This is a genomic window from Herbaspirillum sp. SJZ107 (genome assembly GCF_006715485.1).
Lineage (GTDB): Bacteria > Pseudomonadota > Gammaproteobacteria > Burkholderiales > Burkholderiaceae_D > Telluria.
The window spans coordinates 691,113-705,404 of the sequence record NZ_VFNH01000002.1 but is presented as its reverse complement, the minus strand read 5'-3'; the positions used below and the strand labels follow the sequence as shown (position 1 = coordinate 705,404).

Here is a 14,292-nt window from a genome sequence, read left to right as displayed (position 1 = left end):
CCCTTATTCCGGATCCGGAATGGCGTCGTCCGGATCGGGGATCGCCGACGCGAGCGCGCCCGCCAGTTCCGGCATCTCGCCGACCGTCTTCCATTTGTCCTGGCGCGGATTCCAGCCCATGTTCCAGACCCGCGTGTTGAGGTCGATCTCGCCGCGCAGCAGCAGTTGCACGACTTCGTCCTGCGCGTACGGTCCGCGCTGGCTGCCGCCGATGAACAGTTTGTAGCGCGCCGCCAGCGGCGTGGCGCCGATCACGCTGGCCGCGGGGCCGGGCATGGCGGCCGGCGGCAGACCGGCCGTGCCGCCGGTCGGGCTGACCACGAACGCTGCCGGCGCGCTGCTGCCGCCGCCGATGGTCGGATCGAGTGGCCCGGTACCGGGGGCGGCCCCCGCTGCAGCGGGGGCCGCGGCCGCACCACCACCGCCGGCACGCCGCTCCAGCACCTGCGCCGCGCGCGCATCCTGGGCCAGCACATCCGGCTTGATCACGCGCTTGTCGACGGCGCGCTCGACTTCCCAGTTGTAGGCATCGCTGGCCGAATCCGGCACGGCGTCGGTCCATTGCTCGAGCTGGGCCAGCGCGGCCTCGACCTGGGCCGGCGACAAGGTCGGATCGAGCGTGACGGCGCGCCGGAACCAGGCGTCGTACAGCCGGCGCGCGGTGATGTTGGGCAGCGACGGCGACGGCAGCTGGGCGCCGGTCTCGTCGACTTCGAGCTTGGGTTCGTACACGCGCAGCTGGTAGTGGCGCATCAGCGCCGCCAGCAGCGCCAGCTGGTGCGGTCCCATCGCGGCCAGGCGCTTGCGCACGCCCGCGATCACCTGCTCGCGGTAGTACGAAGGCAGGCCGTTCGAGCGGATCGCGTATTCGTTGCCGATCTGGAGCCATTCGCCGCTGCCCGGCTCGACCTCGAACAGGTACTGGCCGCGCGGCTGGAAGCTGGCTTCGCGGTCGCCGGCATCCCCCTTGCGCCGCACCACGCCGAGCGCGATCGCCTGCAGGAACCATTCGTAGTCATCGGCCAGGCGATTCAGTTCGTCCATCGATGGCGAGATCGGATGGCGGAAGCGCGTCGAATCGAAGTGCAGGTGGGTCGGGATCTTCGGGTTTTCGATCTGGTAGGAGGCACGCCAGGTCGGCAGGCCGCGCAGCACCGTCATCGGGTAGCCGGACAGTTCGATGTAGCACACCGCCCTGCCGGCGACGCCGGTATTGACGATGGCGACCGCATCGCCCTGCAGGAAGCCGGTCGGCACGGCGCCGCGGATCTCGGCCTCCATGCGGCGCCAGGCAACCGGGTCGCCGACGCCGATGAAGCACTTGAACTGGTCGGCGCTGGGCGTGAACTCGGCCGAGAAGCGCGCATTAATCCAGGGCATGGCACTCCTGATCCATTCGCTGAACACGCGGTGGCGCTCCTGCGGCGACATCGCGCCCAGGCGCTCCAGCAGCGGGTCGCCCGGCTCGGCGCCGGCCGCATGTTCGGCGCTCAGGTGGGTCTGCGCGCGCCGGAACAGTTTAAGTAACAAGTCGGACCGCAGGCGTTCGTCGCCGAGCTGGGGGAACAGGCGCGCCGAGCCGCCGAATTCGTTCAGGACTTCCTCGCTCCAGCCGTCGACGTCGCCGGTCAGGCGTACCGGTTCCGGCAGCACGTCGCTGGCCAGCTTGATGTAGGTGGCATGCTCGTGGCGGGCGTCGGCACGCAGCTGGCCGATGCGCTGGTCGACCGCGCCAAGCATGGCCTGCACCGCGCGCCGGCCTTCCTGGAATTCGCCGGCGATGCCGCTCCACTGCACCTGGCCCTGCTCGTCGGGTGCCTGCGGATTGCCCAGCCAGGCCGACATGCTGTGCATGACCTCGACCGCCTGGCCGGCCGCCACCGCCAGCAAGTGGAAGCGCAGGAAGTCGGCGATGTCGCGCTTCAGGTGGTTCATCACTTCGCGCGCCTGGGTATCCTTGCCGAACAGGCGGCTGGCCGCCTGGGTCAGGTTGTTCAGCGATTCCTCGACCTGGCGCGTGCGCAGGGCATCGCGGATGTCGCGGTAGCGCTTGCCGTTGCGCTGGACGTTGGCCAGGTCGCGCTGGTTCAGGCGCGCCTTGACCTGCTCCAGCAGCGACAGCACGAATTCCAGGCCGCCCTGCTTGCGGTCGTCGAGCAGCATGTACAGGCGCCCGCGCACGCCCAGGCGCAGGTTGGCCAGCAATTCGCCGGTATGGCGCTTGATGCGGTCTTCGCTGGTCTCGGCGGTGGCGCCGGCTTCGCGGATGGCGTCGCGTTCCAGGTTGGGCAGCAGCTCGACCACCTTCTCGCGCCACAGTTTCAGGTCGTACGAGGCCATGATGCGGTCGATCTCGAGCTGCACCTTGCTCTCGATCCGTTCCAGCAGCGAGCGCTGGTCGCGGTCCATCAGCAGCATGTCGGTCAGCGCGTATTCCTGGAAGGGCGTGACGTCGACGGTGCCCTTGCGGAAGTCCGGGAATTCCGAGAACGGGTGTTCGGCCATGCCCATCTGCTCGCGCATGAAGGCGTCGCGCTCGGCGTCCGTCGCGCGGCGCGCCTGCACGCCGTCGGTGCCTGCCAGGCCAAAGAAAGCCTTGACCATCAGCGCCGCCAGTTCGTAGGCGCGGATGTCGTCGCGCAGGCTTTGCTGGGTGTCGAGCACGGCCTGGCCGAAGGCCGAATACACCTTCGAATAGGACAGGCGCATCTCGCCGAAGCGCGCCTCCGGCACGCGCGGGTTGTAGGGGCCGAGCTTGTGCTGCTGCTGGTTGACCGCGACCGAGCGCTTGCGGTTGGCGAAGTCGGCCGAAGCAAAATCCTCGAACAGCGTGTCCGCCACCATCTGGTAGACGTCCTTCACGTCCTGGGTCGCCTTGTTGGCCAGGTTGGCGGTGTCGACGAAATACACGTCGTCGAAGGGCGTGCCGCGCCCGACCACGCTGTCCGGGTCCATCCAGCGGACCTGCGCGTTCATGTCGCGCATCGTGGTCTCGAGTTCCATCATGGTTGCATAGGCGTTGGCCTCCGTGCGCTCCTTGTTGGCCTTGGCATAGCCCGAGGGCAGGAACATCACCAGGTCGACCTGGCTGTCCGACACCTCCTGGCGCGCGATGGCTTTCGCGATCCAGCCCAGGTCGATCGCGCTGCCGGCGCCGGTGCCGCCGGCATTGGAGGCGATGACGACGATGCGGAACTTGGAGGTATCCACCTGCAGGCCGAGGCGCTGGTAATTCTCCTTGCGCTCGATGCCGGCGTTACTGCTCAGGAAATTCAGCGCGCCCTTGATGCGGCCGCGCAGCTTGGGATACTTGTCGAACAGGTAGAGCCGTGCCAGTGCGCGGATCTGGCCGGCGCCCTTGGACGGGTCGATGCCGAGCGAGCGCAGTTTTTTCGGGCGCAGCGGCATCCAATTCTCGATCAAGGGGAACCGCGCCAGGCTGTCGTCCGACTCGTGGTACTGCGGCAGGTCGAGCGGCTCGACGAGCCGCTCTTCGTCGGTCAGCTTGACCAGCTCGAACCAGGGGTCGGTGCGCTGCGACTTGCCCTCGTCGATGATGGCGTTGTTGTCGAGGTCGAAGTGCAGGAAGCGCGCCACCGGGAAGTCGGCCAGCGATTCCACTCGTGTCGGGTGCTGGCGGTTCCACACCGCCGACAGGATGCGCCGGCGGATGCGCATCATGACTTCCATGCCGGTGCCGCCGGCGCCGATGAACAGCGTCGGGCGCAGGTCGACTTTTAGCTCGGCTTTGTTGTTGGCGTTCAGCGTTGCCGGATCGGGAAAATCTGCCATCTTGAGTCCTTTTATTTAGCGGCGGCCGACGAACAGCGCCGCCACCAGCGTCACCACGCCGACCAGCACCAGCGGCCCGGTAATCGCGAGCGTCAGGTATTTGGCGGCGTTCACGATTGCCAGCACCGCCGCCAGCGACAGGAAGCCCAGCCCGACGAACAGCAGCCAGCCGGCACTCCCGGCCGACGAAGGCGACACCCGGCGCACGACCAGGTGGTGCACGTAGGCGTTACGCACGAAGAAGTAGATGACCAGCAGGACCAGGAACACGGCGCCGGAAATCGCCAGGTCGCGCGCCGAGGTGTCGCGCAGCGGCGCGGCCGACGGATTGGTGGCGCCGCCGGGCGCGATCTCGACCGGCTGCCGGGCGGTATCGGGCGTGGTCTTGGGCATGCCCTCGTCGGGGGTCTGGCCCGGCAGCTTGAAGCCGGGGTCGGCGCTTGGCGCGGTGGTGGGCTGGGTCTTCTGGTCTTGCATGGGTGTCCTTTATATTTATCTGCCGAGCCGGACCTGCGCGCCTTCGCGCAGGTCGAGCAGCTGGTTGCCGAACAGGGTCGTCTTCAGGCGCGCCACCTGCTGGCCCGCCTTGTCGTAGATCGGTTGCGTGGCCCCGGCGCGGGTGTGCACGGTGCGCAGTTCGTCTTCCACCGTCAGCACCACGCGCCGCGGGCGGGCATAGGCATAGGCAGCGCCCACGCCCAGTCCCAGCAGCGCCAGCGCCGCGCCGATCGCGGCGAACAGCGGGCCGGACCCGTAGTGCACGCGCACCTCGATCGGCAGCACCGCGGTCGACGCCTGGATCTCGCTCGGGGGCGTGAAAATGTCCGGCAGCGGATCGCCGGGGAACAGCGCGGCCATGCGGTCGCGGAAAGCCTGCGACAGTTCCAGGCGCTGGCCCTGCAGCTGGAGTTCGATCCGTCCCGGCAGCACGTAAGCCGAGCCGGCCGACTGCAGCGCCGCCAGCGACCATTTGCCGGGCAGCTGCGCCACCGGCAGCTGCATGGTCGAGGCCAGCGGCGCGGCCTGGCCCGGCGCCAGCCGTCCCACATTGTTGTTTGCCAGCGCGATCCGGTGGTTCTCGCCGCCGAGCATCGAGCGCGCCGCGAGCGAGGCGCCGGCGATGGTGTACGGATAAATCGTGTTTTCCAGATTCCAGCGGATGCTGGCGCTGGGGCTGCGCGCATCGGGTGCGACGTCGGCGCGCAGCAGGCCGTTCGCATCCATCGAGAAGTCGACCCCGGGTGCGTTCTCGACCTTGCGCGGGACCAAGCGCACCGTATCGCGGTCCAGCGGCTTCAGGCGCGCCGGCGGCTCGGTGATCACGCGCTGGATGCGCCCGGCGGCCAGCAGGCGGTCGAGTGCCTGCGCGCCCTCGCGCCCGACCGCGAACACGTAGATCATCAAGCCGTTGGCGCGGTAGTGCTGGCCCTCGACCTGCATGCGCAGCGGCCAGGCCAGCGCCTTGTCGATGGCCTGGCCGCGGTGGATCAGCGTATAGAACTCGCGGTTGCGCGCGCTCGTGGCCTGGTCGTTGTTCGGGCTGTTGCGGTTGTTGGTGACCAGCCAGACCAGGCCGGGCTTGCCTTGCAGGACCTGGGTGACGGCGGCGTTGACGGCTTCGCCGAGGTCGGTATCGGCCAGCGCAGCGCCGCCGGGCTTGCGCGCCAGGTCCAGCCCGGCCAGCGCCGTACCCACGTGCGCCTGCACGGTCTTGGCATCGACCGATTCGGACAGCAGCCCGCGCGGCGAGGGCGCGCCGGGACGCGACTGGTTGAAGGCGGCCAGCACCAGCGCGTCGCCCGGCTGCGCCACGCTGCCGGCCAGCGCCGCCACCAGCGGCTTGAACTGCGATGTGGGGTCGCTGTAGAAGGGTTCCATCCAGCCCGAGTTCTGGACCAGCACCACCTGCGGCACCGCCAGCGCGGGTTGCGCGACGCCCACCAGCCCGCCGAGCAGCAGCGCGGCCCGCGACAGGAACGAAGGCAAGGTACGGCCCCTCACGACAGCGCTTCCAGGTGCCAGCCGCGGATCCGGTTCCAGTCGGGATGGTGCAGCCAAAGCCGGTTGGCGTACACGAAGGGCACGCATTCGTGCGGACGGGCCAGGCGCGCGATCTCGTCGAGGATCACATTGCTGCGGCCGATCCACTCCACCGTGGTGCGCGGGATCACGCGGTTGGCCAGCGCGTCTTCCGCGCGGCCGGTGTATTTGTGGAAGCGCAGCACCAGCCCGCTCGGCTGGCTGCGGTTGTTGTTGAAGCTGCGCAGCAGCGGCAAGACCAGCGAATCGTCCTCGCCCTGGTCTTCGACGTGCTCGCCCGACCACGGCTCGTCCAGCACCGGGTGGCCGCGCCGGAACAGCAGGTTGGCGAAGCCCAGGCGGGCGCCGTCGATGCGTTCGCGCTGGGGCGACGCCGTCCCCAGCTCGAGGAAGCAGTAGGACTGCCCATCGTGCCCGATCAGCCACATGCGGCCGTCGCGGCTCAGGGTCGGGCCGCCGAGGTCGAGGCTGGGCAGCCAGGTGTCGGGCCAGGGCAGGAATTGCGGCGCCTCGCCGGGACGCCAGGCCAGCTGCCCTTCCGGGTGCAGCCACAGTAGGCGGCCGTCGTAGCCGACCGGCCGGCTCCAGCCGGTCAGCGGCAGCGCGCCGCAATCCTGGGCCGGGCTGGGGGCCAGGTCGGCATCCAGCGCATACAGGCTGACGCCGCCGCCCGGATTGCGCGCCAGGCAGGCGATATGGCGCCGCATCGTGCCCGGCGCGGCCACCAGCGGCGCGGCCAGCAGGGTCTCGGTGCGGTAGGTTTCGCTGACCGGGTTGATCCACAGGCGGCGCAGGCCGTGCGCGGTGGGCAGCAGCGCGACTTCGCCGCGGCGCGGCTCGTGGCCGAGGCTGGCGACCGGCAGCCAGCCGTAGTCGGAGGCGGTAAAACTCAGGTCGGCGGCGCCGTCCTCGGGCTGCAGCACCTGCCATAGCTCGGCCAGCGGGTCCCAGTATTGCAGCACGCCGCGCCCCGGCGCCAGCGCCAGCAGGCGCTGCTCGGGAAACCCGTAGCCGGCGGCGGCAAACACGCAATGGGCGTTGGGCGGCGTCGGCATGGCGTCGTCGAAGCGGCCGATCACGGGCGCCGCGGGCCGCTCCTCGAGGCTGTCGCCGAGGGCCAGCGAAGTAACCGGCAACCCGTGCGGCACGTGGCGCGGCAGCAGCGCATCGGCATGGGGTCCCCACCAGTCGGGCAGGTGCTGGCGGCGGCCGGCAAAGCGTTCCAGCGGGCGCCCGCATTCGGGGCAGAAGGCGAAGCCTTCGGGATAGATGGCCGCGTGCGCGCAGCCGGCCGGCAGCGAGGCGCCGAGCAGGCGCGCAATATCAGGAACGCGCGCAGCCACGGCGCCCGCCTGCGCCCGTGCGTTCCAACCAAGTTGGCCCAGCCCTTCGCTGGTGGCCAGTTCGAACTGGCCTGTCCTGTCGTCTTCCAGCCAGACGCTGGCTGGCGTTTCCCATCGGTATGCCATTAGCTCCGCCGTTAGATCGTCAAAAAGGCACCGGCCCGCCGCAGATGTCGGGCCGTTGTGCTTTTGGAATCATAGCGCCACCGTCAAGCATACGGCGCGCTGTTCACGGAGTAGCGTGTGGCGGTACCTCAACGGTCAAATTGTGGACGGGTCGGGGGAACTTCCGGCAGGCCTCGCTTCCGCCAGCACCACCTGGCGGATTTTCCAGCTGCCCGCTTCCAGCACCATGGCCAGCGCCAGCACCCGCTTGGCGCCCTCCTCGCCGCCCAGCGTGACGATGACGTCGGCGCCGGCACCGCTCTGGCGCACGGTGGTTGCGGCCACGTGGCGGCGCCAGTCGCTCCGGTAGCCGGACGACTGCAGGAAGTAGTCGGTGTCGGGCACGCGGCCGCCGACCAGGCGCGTATTCAAACGTTCGACCAGGCGCGCCGTCAGCTCCCTGGCGACGTAATTGTTGAAGGTGGCATGGCGGTCGCTGAGCGGGTCCTGGTCGGCCGCCAGCGTGTCCAGGTACCAGCCGTAGAACTCGGTGGCCACCGCATCCGGCGCCGGCTGGCGCTGCGGCGCGGCCTGCACCTGCTCGGAGCCCATCCAGGCCAATGCGAGCACCATCAGCGCCGCACCGAGCGGGGCCAAAAACTTGGAGATTAGAAATTTTCCCTTTAGAATCAACATGATGCGCTCCTGACAACCCAACTGTGCAGCAAAGCGCGACGGCCGGCCCTGCGCTGCCGCAAGCGCCGCTGCCCCCACTGGACGGGCCTGTTTCGACCGCTGTTTGCACTTATAATGCCGGGTTGCCTCCTGATCCGTGCCGCCATGACCACCGCCCCGCTCTCCAGCCCCGACCTGCCCGCATCCGCCATCGACAGCGCCACCGCGCACCTGCGCGACGTGCTGGCGATCGCCCTCGAACACAGTCCCGGGCAACGCGCGCTGGTGGTATACGACACCCGCACCGGGCTGGCGCGCGCGCTGGCCGAGGCTTACCGGCGCAACCTGCCGGACGCCGTCTTCGTCGACTTCGACAGCGTCGCGCCGAGCGAGGTGCTGGCCCTGTTCAAGACCTTCGCGCCGCGCGACCTGGTGGTGCTGGTGCAGTCGTCCAACTTCCGCCTCGACGGCTTCCGCCTGCGCGTGGAACTGTTCAAGCTGGGCCTGAAGGTGATCGAGCACGTGCACTTGTCGCGCATGCCGGGCACGCAGGGCGAGCACTACATCGAATCGCTGGCCTACGATCCGCGCTACTTCCGCGGCGTCGGCCACGCGCTCAAACAGCGTATCGACCGCGCCCGCCGCGCCGAGGTGCATGGCGGCGGCGCCGTCCTGCGCTTCGATTCGCCGCTGGAAGCCGCCAAGCTGAACGTCGGCGACTACAGCGCGATGGCCAATGCCGGCGGCCAGTTCCCGATCGGCGAAGTGTTCACCGAAGCGCAGGACCTGGAAGCCGTCAGCGGCCGCGCGCAGATCCACGTGTTCGGCGACACCCAGTACCTGGTCAACCGGCCCGACAAGCCGGTCACCATCGTGATCGAGCGCGGGCGCGTGGTCGAGGCGATCGACGCCACCCCAGAATTCCAGCAGATGCTCGACATCATCCGCCGCGACGAGGGCGAGGTCTGGGTGCGCGAACTCGGCTTCGGCATGAACCGCGCCTTCACGCGCGAACGCCGCGTCGACGACATCGGCACCTACGAGCGCATGTGCGGCATCCACCTGTCGCTGGGCGCCAAGCACGGCGTGTATGCCAAGCCGGGCTTCAAGCGCAAGGATGCGCGCTATCACATCGACGTGTTTGCGGTGACCGATGCGGTGTATCTCGACGATGAGCGGGTGTATGCGGATGGGGCCTGGACCGTGGAAAGTTAACGGTGAATCAGGCCCGGTTCTTGCTTGTTTTTTCGGCATGACTACCGCCGCCACCCACCCCACCCGCGACCCCGAACCGCCGCAACGGATCGTCAAGATCCGGCGCGACTACAACACCTGGGTTGCCGACGAAACGATCGAAGACTATGCGCTGCGCTTCACGCCGCGTTCGTTCCGCAAGTGGTCGGTGTTCCGCGTCGCCAACACCGCCTTCGGCGCGATCTCCTTCCTGGTGCTGGAAGCGATCGGCGGCACCATCGCCGTCAACTACGGCTTCGTCAACGCGTTCTGGGCCATCGTCGCCATCGGCCTGATCATCTTCCTCACCGGCCTGCCGATCAGCTACTACGCCGCGCACTACGGCCTCGACATGGACCTGCTGACGCGCGGCGCCGGCTTCGGCTACATCGGCTCGACCATCTCCTCCTTCGTCTACGCCTCCTTTACGTTCATCCTGTTCGCGCTGGAAGCGGCCATCATGGCGTATGCGCTGGAGCTGTACTTCGGACTGCCGCTCTACCTCGGCTACCTGGTCAGCGCGCTGGTCGTGATCCCGCTGGTGACGCACGGCGTGACCCTGGTCAGCCGCATCCAGATGCTGACCCAGCCGGTCTGGCTGCTGCTGCTGGCCCTGCCCTTCGTCGCGATCGCCGTCAAGCAGCCGCAATTGCTGGCGCAGCTCGGACATTTCGGCGGTGCCTCCGGCACCCACGGCAGCTTCAGCATACTGCAGTTCGGCGCCGCCACCGCGGTCGGCGTGGCCCTGATCACGCAGATCGGCGAGCAGGTCGACTTCCTGCGCTTCATGCCCGAGCGCACACCCGCAAACCGGGTGCGCTGGCACCTGGGCGTGCTGGCCGCCGGGCCGGGCTGGATCCTGCTCGGCATGGCCAAGATGCTGGGCGGCGCGCTGCTGGCGCTGCTGGCGATCGAGGGTGGCGCCACGCTGGCGCAAGCCGTCAATCCCAACCAGATGTACCTGGCCGGCTTTCGCCAGGTATTCGCCAACCCGGCGCTGGCGGTGGCGGCGACCGCGCTGTTCGTGATCGTCTCCCAGGTCAAGATCAACATCACGAATGCCTATGCCGGCTCGCTGGCGTGGTCGAATTTCTTTGCGCGCCTGACCCACAGCCATCCGGGCCGCGTGGTGTGGGCCGTGTTCAATGCGCTGATCGCCGTGCTGCTGATGGAACTGGACGTGTTCCAGGCGCTGGAACAGGTGCTCGGCCTGTATGCCAACATCGCGATCGCGTGGATCACCGCGGTCGTCGCCGACCTGGTCATCAACAAGCCGCTCGGCCTCAGCCCCAAGGGCATCGAGTTCCGCCGCGCCTATTTATATGACATCAACCCGGTCGGCGTCGGCGCCATGCTGCTGGCATCGCTGCTGTCGGTGGCCGCCTTTGCCGGCGTGTTCGGGCCGCGCGCGCAAGCCTTTTCGGCTTTCATCGCGCTGGCCACGGCCTTGATCAGCGCACCGCTGATCGCCTGGGCCACGCGTGGCAAGTACTACCTGGCGCGCGCCCAGCCCGGCTGGCCGGCCGGCAGCACCACGCGCGTCTGCTGCATCTGCGAAAAGGAATACGAAACCGACGACATGGCGCACTGCCCGGCCTACCAGGGGCCGATCTGCTCGCTGTGCTGCTGCCTCGATGCGCGCTGCGACGACGCCTGCAAGCCGCACGCGCGCCTGTCCGCGCAATGGGAGCAGGCGGCCAAGGCCTTGCTGCCGGCGGCGATGTGGCCCTACATGAGCAGCCGCCTCGGCCACTACCTGCTGCTGATGGTGGTGACGGCGGGCTTCTTCGGCGGCCTGCTCGGGCTGCTGTACGTGCACGAGGAAACCGCGATCGGCGCCGCCGGCGCCCACCTGCTGCCGGCGCTGCGCCTGGCTTTCGTGAAGGTGTTCAGCGCCCTGGTGCTGGCCAGCGGCATCGTCGCTTGGTGGCTGGTGCTGACCGGCGAAAGCCGGCGCGTGGCCCAGGAAGAATCGAACCGGCAAACCAGCCTGCTGCAGCGCGAGATCGAGCTGCACGGCCGCACCGACGCCCAGCTGCAGCAGGCCAAGCGCCAGGCCGACCAGGCCAACGGGGCCAAGAGCCGCTACATCGCGGGCATCAGCCACGAGATCCGCACGCCGCTGAACAGCATCCTCGGCTACGCCCAGCTGCTCGACAACGATCCGGCTATTCCTGCTCACCGCCAGCAGGCGATCCGTGTGATCCGCGGCAGCGGCGAGCACCTGCTGTCGCTGATCGAAGGCTCGCTCGACATCGCGCGCATCGAAGGCGGCAAGTTCAGCTTCGACATCAAGGAGCTGGCCCTGCCCGAGTTCCTGGCCCAGATCGTGCGCATGTTCGAGCAGCAGGCGCAGGACAAGGGGCTGGGCTTCCGCTACGAGGTCGCCGGCGCCCTGCCCGAAGTGGTGCGGGCCGACCGCAAGCGCCTGGGGCAGATCCTGATGAACATCCTCGGCAACGCGGTCAAGTTCACGGGTCGCGGCGAGGTCGTGTTCCGCGTGCGCTATGCGCGCGAGATGGCGACCTTCGAGATTACCGATACCGGACCCGGCATCCTGCCGGATGAAATCGAGCGCATCTTCGAGCCGTTTGCGCGCGGCAGCGCCGCCAACAGCGCGAACACCGCCGGCACCGGCCTGGGCCTGCCGATCAGCCGCATGCTGGTGCAGCTGATGGGCGGCCAGCTCGCCGTCGATGCCACGCCCGGCAACGGCAGCCGCTTCACGGTCCGCCTGCAGCTGCCGCGCGTGCACGCGCCTGCGCACGCGCGCATCGCGCCGGCGCCCGCGCCCGGCGGCTACCTGGGGCCGCGCAAACGCATCCTGGTGGTCGACAACGAACGCGTCGACCGCGAGCTGCTGGTCAACATCCTGGCGCCGCTCGGCTTCGAGATCCTGCAGGCCGAGACCGGCGCCGACTGCCTCGCGCGCTTCGACGACGCCAGGCCCGACCTGGTGCTGATGGACCTGGCGATGCCGGTGATGGACGGCTGGGAAGCGAGCCGCATCCTGCGCCACGAGCGCGGGGTCACGGTGCCGATCCTGATCGTCTCGGCCAACGCCTACGAGAAGGGAAATTTGGAGCAAGGGGCATTGGACAACCCGGCCGCCATCGCAGCCGAGGATTTCATCGTCAAGCCGGTCAACGTGGCCGAGCTGCTGGAGCGGATCGGCATCCGGCTCGGGCTGACGTGGACGGCGCAGACAGACTCCCCAGCCCCTGCCCCGGTCGCGGCGCCGGCACCCGCGCTGGTCTTCCCGCCGGCCGAACAGGTGGAAGCCTTGCGCGCCCAGATCGCGCTCGGCTATGTACGCGGCATCAACCGCCAGCTCGATGCGATCGCCGCGCTCGGCCCCGACCATGCCGGCTTCGTCGACGCGCTGCGCACGCTGGCCGCACGATTCGACCTGGACGCCATGTCCGCCTTCCTCGACCGCGGAGCACACCATGCGTAACCAAGCCTTCGACCGCCACGCCAGCCTGGTGGTGCTGATCGTCGACGACGTGCCGGAAAACCTCGCCGTGCTGCACGATGCGCTCGATGAATCGGGCTACACCGTGCTGGTGGCGAACAACGGCGCGGCGGCGCTGGAGCGCGCGCGCCAGACGGTCCCGGACGTGATCCTGCTGGACGCCCTGATGCCGGGCATGGACGGCTTCGAGACCTGCCGCCGGCTGCGCGCCGACAGCGCCACCCGCACCATCCCGGTCATCTTCATGACGGGGCTGACCGAGACCGAGCACGTGGTCGCCGCCTTCGGCGCCGGCGGCACCGATTACGTGACCAAGCCGGTGCGCCAGAGCGAAGTGCTGGCGCGCATCGGCGCGCACGTGCAGACCGCGCGCCTGATGCAGCAGGCGCGCAGCGCGCTGGATGCCTTCGGGAACGCGGTGCTGGCGGTGACCCCGCACGACGGCCGCATCGTGTGGCAGACGCCGCTGGCGCGGCAGTGGATGCAGGCGTATTTCGGCGACGACGGCGACGCCGCCACGCCGGCGCCGCTGGCGGCCTGGCTGGCCGGCCTGGGCACCAGCGTGGCGCCGCAGCCGCTGGCCGTGATCCGCGGCGCCGCGCGCCTGGTCTTCAATGCGCCCGACCTGCGCAACGGCGAACAGTGGATGATCGTGCTGCGCGAGGAATCGGACACGGCGCGCGTGCAGGCGCTGATGGCCCTGTTCCGGCTGACCCAGCGCGAATCCGAGGTGCTGCACTGGGTCATCCAGGGCAAGACCAACCGCGACATCGGCGACATCCTGGGCATGAGCCCGCGCACGGTCAACAAGCACCTCGAGCATGTGTTCGAGAAGCTGGGGGTGGAGACGCGCACGGCGGCGGCGACCCTGGCGACCAACAAGATGCGGACGTCGGGCTAAAGCCGCTGACGTGCTTCAGCCAACCATATCAGACAGCCAAGTGTCTCCTCACATGCTCCCCATCCATCTCCCCGGCCGTCCCGCTGGCCACCACCTCCCCGCGCGACAGCACCACGAACTTGTCCGCCAGCGCCCGCGCAAAATCGAAATACTGCTCGCACAGCAGGATGCCGATATCGCCGCGCTCGCGCAGCAGCCGGATCACGCGCTCGATGTCCTTGATGATCGACGGCTGGATGCCCTCGGTCGGCTCGTCGAGGATGATCAGCTGCGGCCGCGCCAGCAGCGCGCGCGCGATCGCCAGCTGCTGCTGCTGCCCGCCCGACAGATCGCCGCCGCGCCGGCCCAGCATCTCCTTCAGCACCGGAAACAGTTCGTACACCTCGCCGCTGATGCGCGCCGCTTCGCGGCCCGATAGCGTGGCCATCCCCATCAGCAGGTTCTCTTCCACGGTCAGGCGCGCGAAGATGTCGCGTCCCTGCGGCACGTAGGCGATGCCGCGTGCGGCGCGCCGGTGCGGCTTCAGGCGCGTGATGTCGCTGCCGTTCCAGCGCACGCTGCCGCGCGCCACCGGCAGCACGCCGGTCAGGCACTTCAGCAGCGTGGTCTTGCCGACGCCGTTGCGGCCCAGCAGGGCCAGGCATTCGCCCTTGGCCACCGACAGCGACACCCCGCGCAGCGTGTGCGACGAGCCGTAGTACTGGTTCACCTGTTCCACCTGCAGCATG

The 14,292-nt window shown here is 68.9% G+C and carries 9 protein-coding genes; 3 read left to right on the top strand and 6 right to left on the bottom strand.

Annotated elements, in window-relative coordinates:
* Positions 1 to 3 precede the first annotated feature (3 nt).
* The 5 genes from FBX97_RS12805 to FBX97_RS12785 all read right to left on the bottom strand — a co-directional run bounded on the left by FBX97_RS12805 (position 4) and on the right by FBX97_RS12785 (position 7,976).
* Entirely contained in the window at positions 4 to 3,792 is a 3,789-nt protein-coding gene (locus FBX97_RS12805) for a tubulin-like doman-containing protein (protein ID WP_185748572.1), read from the bottom strand.
* A gap of 15 nt (positions 3,793 to 3,807) precedes the next feature.
* Positions 3,808 to 4,269 (bottom strand): hypothetical protein, encoded by a 462-nt coding sequence (locus tag FBX97_RS12800; RefSeq protein WP_141832157.1) that lies wholly within the window; start codon positions 4,267 to 4,269, stop codon positions 3,808 to 3,810.
* 15 nt (positions 4,270 to 4,284) lie between these two features.
* Positions 4,285 to 5,793, bottom strand: a complete 1,509-nt coding sequence (locus FBX97_RS12795) for a hypothetical protein (RefSeq protein ID WP_255517448.1) — start codon at positions 5,791 to 5,793, stop codon at positions 4,285 to 4,287.
* A complete protein-coding gene (locus FBX97_RS12790) occupies positions 5,790 to 7,301 on the bottom strand; it encodes a hypothetical protein (RefSeq protein ID WP_141832155.1) in 1,512 nt (503 codons plus the stop codon). Before FBX97_RS12790 ends, FBX97_RS12795 begins: the two co-directional genes overlap by 4 nt.
* A 135-nt stretch (positions 7,302 to 7,436) precedes the next feature.
* Positions 7,437 to 7,976 (bottom strand): DUF3828 domain-containing protein, encoded by a 540-nt coding sequence (locus FBX97_RS12785; protein WP_141832153.1) that lies wholly within the window; start codon positions 7,974 to 7,976, stop codon positions 7,437 to 7,439.
* A gap of 114 nt (positions 7,977 to 8,090) precedes the next feature.
* Between FBX97_RS12785 and FBX97_RS12780 the strand changes: the two genes are divergently transcribed.
* Genes FBX97_RS12780 through FBX97_RS12770 form a run of 3 tightly spaced genes read left to right on the top strand, consistent with a single transcriptional unit; the run spans position 8,091 to position 13,564 of the window.
* Entirely contained in the window at positions 8,091 to 9,170 is a 1,080-nt protein-coding gene (locus FBX97_RS12780; protein ID WP_370457236.1) for a hypothetical protein, read from the top strand.
* A 37-nt stretch (positions 9,171 to 9,207) separates the two neighbouring features.
* Positions 9,208 to 12,645: an ATP-binding protein gene (locus FBX97_RS12775; RefSeq protein ID WP_141832151.1), complete on the top strand. Its 3,438-nt coding sequence runs from the start codon at positions 9,208 to 9,210 to the stop codon at positions 12,643 to 12,645.
* Positions 12,638 to 13,564 (top strand): response regulator transcription factor, encoded by a 927-nt coding sequence (locus tag FBX97_RS12770; RefSeq protein WP_141832149.1) that lies wholly within the window; start codon positions 12,638 to 12,640, stop codon positions 13,562 to 13,564. Before FBX97_RS12775 ends, FBX97_RS12770 begins: the two co-directional genes overlap by 8 nt.
* A 28-nt stretch (positions 13,565 to 13,592) precedes the next feature.
* Here the strand turns inward: FBX97_RS12770 and urtE are convergent, their stop codons facing one another.
* Complete coding sequence (urtE, locus tag FBX97_RS12765; protein WP_141832147.1) at positions 13,593 to 14,291, bottom strand: urea ABC transporter ATP-binding subunit UrtE; 699 nt, start codon at positions 14,289 to 14,291, stop codon at positions 13,593 to 13,595.
* Position 14,292: the final 1 nt, after the last annotated feature.